4 protein-coding genes are annotated in these 3,213 nt (G+C 64.9%); 1 reads left to right on the plus strand and 3 read right to left on the minus strand.

Annotation, left to right across the window (positions count from 1 at the left end; translation table 11 throughout):
• Positions 1 to 40 precede the first annotated feature (40 nt).
• Together AC1DT2_RS19045 and AC1DT2_RS19050 are read right to left on the minus strand one after the other, a co-directional pair.
• Positions 41 to 697, minus strand: coding sequence for a DUF4398 domain-containing protein (locus AC1DT2_RS19045; RefSeq protein ID WP_063574352.1), 657 nt, complete (start codon positions 695 to 697; stop codon positions 41 to 43).
• Entirely contained in the window at positions 697 to 1,224 is a 528-nt protein-coding gene (locus tag AC1DT2_RS19050; RefSeq protein WP_213949622.1) for a DUF4398 domain-containing protein, read from the minus strand. The genes AC1DT2_RS19045 and AC1DT2_RS19050 overlap by 1 nt, the downstream gene beginning before the upstream one ends.
• 97 nt (positions 1,225 to 1,321) lie before the next feature.
• Between AC1DT2_RS19050 and AC1DT2_RS19055 the strand changes: the two genes are divergently transcribed.
• Complete coding sequence (locus AC1DT2_RS19055) at positions 1,322 to 2,431, plus strand: PilT/PilU family type 4a pilus ATPase (RefSeq protein WP_477298036.1); 1,110 nt, start codon at positions 1,322 to 1,324, stop codon at positions 2,429 to 2,431.
• A gap of 124 nt (positions 2,432 to 2,555) precedes the next feature.
• On the opposite strand, the gene maiA is transcribed toward AC1DT2_RS19055, so the two are convergent.
• The gene (gene maiA, locus AC1DT2_RS19060) at positions 2,556 to 3,203 is read right to left on the minus strand and encodes a maleylacetoacetate isomerase (protein WP_477298037.1); all 648 of its coding nucleotides are present in this window, start codon (positions 3,201 to 3,203) and stop codon (positions 2,556 to 2,558) included.
• Positions 3,204 to 3,213: the final 10 nt, after the last annotated feature.

Consider the following 3,213-nt stretch of genomic DNA (forward strand, 5'->3'; position numbering starts at 1 on the left):
CCTTTCGCCGATGAATCGGCTCCTACAGGGCGCTGTGGCCTTAGTTGCCGTTGCTGCTTTTCTTCTTCTTCGGGCTCGGCGCGGGGTCGGCCGCACCGTCGGAGGAGCTTGCATCACGCATGGCGCGTGCCGCGGCCTCGGCCAGGGCCGCCTGCTTCTTGGCGGCGTTGGCGACCTTGGCCTGGGCGGCGGCGACCTGGCGGGCCTTGTCGCCCTCGGCCTTGGCCTGATCCAGGGCCTGGGAGTACTCCACGCCCTGCTGCTGCAGGCGGGCGGCCTCTTCCTGAATCATCTGGTTCTGGGCGCGCTGCTGCTCGAGCTGGCGGCGGGCCATCTCGGCGTCGAGGCGGCTGGCCTCGAGCAGGATGGAATCGTGCTCGCGATCCAGCTGGGCCGATTTGCTCTGCGCATCCTGGAACTGGGCCATCGCCTTGGCGATGTCCACGCGGCGCTCGGCGATGTACAGGTAGTGGGCGTGCTCCTTTTCCTTGGGCTTGAACTGCGCCATCTGGTTGATCGCCTCGCGGGCCCGGGCCTGCTCCGCCTGGGCGTAGCCGCCGAGAACGGGGTCGGCCGAGAGCTGGTCCAGGCTGGAGTTCAGCCGGCGGATGTCCAGGTCGTCCGTGGCGGCCATGGCCGACCCTGCCGAGAAAACGGCAAGGACCAGGGCGGAGAGGAGGATAGTCGAGCGCTTCATCACTGGCCTCCCTGATGGTCGTTCAGCGGCTGGGTCTGGCCACCCACGGGCGGCGGAGTGTTGTCGGTCGGCTCAGGCAGGACGCTTTCGGTTTCCTGCACATTGGTCGGGATCGGCACCGTGTCGTTCGCGTGGTTGTCGATCATTTCGACGCGCATCCGCGAATTTTCCTGGCTCTTGGTCTGGTTCTGGGCACGGGCGGCACCCAGCCGGGCCTTGGCCCGGGCCAGTTCACTATCCGCGCGCGACTCGTCGGCCAGCACGGCCGCCTCGTCGTATTTGCGGCTCGCCATGGCTGTTTGCGCCTGGCGGAACTTACCCTGCGCATAGTCGAGGTCGACCGGCGCATAATCGGCTGCACCTGCGTCACGCGCCGCCTGTAGCTGAGCTAGTGCCTGATTCATGGCACCATCCGGCGGCGGAGCGCTGGCGCAGCCAGCGAGAGTAGCAATCGCCAGGCCAAGGGAGGCCAGGGCGAGGAGCCGGCGGCCCTTGGAAAGGGCTTTCGACGGCAAGATGTGCACCATCACTCGTTATCCTCTTACAGGTTTGCGAGATATTGTCGATATATGAAGGTCTAGGGAGACCTCGTCTCGATTGTAATGCGAACGCCCGGGGGTTTAGGTGGATATCGGTTATTTCCTGAAGCTAATGGTGGACAAGGGCGCGTCGGACATGTTCCTGACGACCGGTGCCCCTGTGAACATCAAGGTGGAAGGCAAGCTCTACCCGTTAGGAAACACAGGCCTGCCCAGCGGCATGGTCAAGAAAATCGCCTATTCGCTCATGGACGAGGGCCAGGTGCCCCAGTTCGAGCGCGATCTCGAGCTCAACATGGCCCTGGCCGTGAAAGAGGCGGGGCGCTTCCGCATCAACGTCTTCAAGCAGCGCGGCGAGATCGGCATGGTCATCCGTGCCATCAAGAGCGAGATTCCGTCGCTTGAAGAACTGCGCCTGCCCACGATCTTCCGTGACCTGATCATGGAGCCGCGCGGGCTGATCCTCTGCGTCGGTGCCACGGGGTCGGGCAAGTCGACCACGCTGGCCGCCATGCTGGACCACCGCAACAACAACAGCTCGGGCCATATCCTCACCATCGAGGATCCCATCGAGTACCTGCACCGCCACAAGCGCTCGATCATCAACCAGCGTGAAGTGGGCCTGGACACGCACAGCTACCACGAGGCGTTGAAGAACGCGATGCGTGAGGCGCCGGACGTGATCATGATCGGCGAGATCCGCGACACGGAGACCATGGAGGCCGCCATCGCCTTCTCGGAAACCGGTCACCTGTGCCTGGCCACCCTGCATTCGAACAATGCGGACCAGACGCTCGAGCGCATCCTGAACTTCTTCCAGGAGGCCTCGCACAAGAACGTGCTGATGAACCTCGCCCTGAACCTGCGTGCGGTGATCAGCCAGCGTCTGGTGATCGRCAAGGACGGCCGCCGCATGCCGGCGACCGAGGTGCTGCTGAACACCCCGCTGATCCGCGACATGATCCGCCGCGGCCAGATCCACGAGGTGAAGGACGCCATGGACCGCAGCCTGCAGGAAGGCATGCAGACCTTCGACCAGTCGCTCTACCGGCTGTTCAAGGACGGCCACATCACGCTCGAAGAAACCCTGAACAAGGCCGACTCGCGCGATGGCCTGGCCCTGAAGATCCGCCTGTCCGAGGGTTCGTCGAGCAACGAGTTTGCATCGAGCGATCCGTACGGTATCGGGGTTTAAGGGCTCTTCTGTGTAGGAGCCGATTCATCGGCGATGGGTGCTCGCGGCAACGATGACTGCCGCCACATCTGGCCCGCTGCCGCGGGATCGCCGATGAATCGGCTCCTACATCACCTGCCCCGCCTTACTGGGCGTCCGGCTGCGCCTCGGGCGCGGCCTGCTGGAACGCTTCCAGCGCCTGGCATGCCTCGACCACCCGGCGGATCGTCGGGTAGGGCGCCAGGTCCACGCCCCAACGCACCGAGTTGTAGAACTGCGGCACCAGGCAGCAATCGGCCAGGGTCGGCGTGTCCCCGAAACTGAAGCGTCCCGACGGCCCCTGCGCCAGCAACGCCTCGATGCCATCGAAGCCCTGCTTGATCCAGCGCCGCGACCACGCCTCCTTGACCGGCTGGTCCGCACCGAACTCCGCCTCAATGGCTCTGAGGACGCGCAGGTTCCCCAGCGGGTGGATATCCGTGCCCACGGCCTGCATCAGCTCCCGGACACGCGCCCTGCCCAGCGCGTCGCCCGGCATGAGCGGAACCTCGGGGCGGGTCTCGTCCAGATATTCCAGGATGGCCATGGACTGGCGGATCGTGCGGTCGCCATCGAGCAGGGTCGGCAACTGGGCCTGGGGGGAAATTTCGCGGTAGGCGGGCTTGAGGTGTTCACCGCCTTCGTTGATCAAGTGCACCGGACGGGCCTCGTACGGCAGGCCCTTAAGGTTCAGGGCGATCCGGACACGGTAGGCAGCGCTGGAGCGCCAGTAGGTATAGAGGACGATGGCCATGGGGCTTCCT

Source organism: Luteibacter sp. P4_E6, from assembly GCF_056401535.1.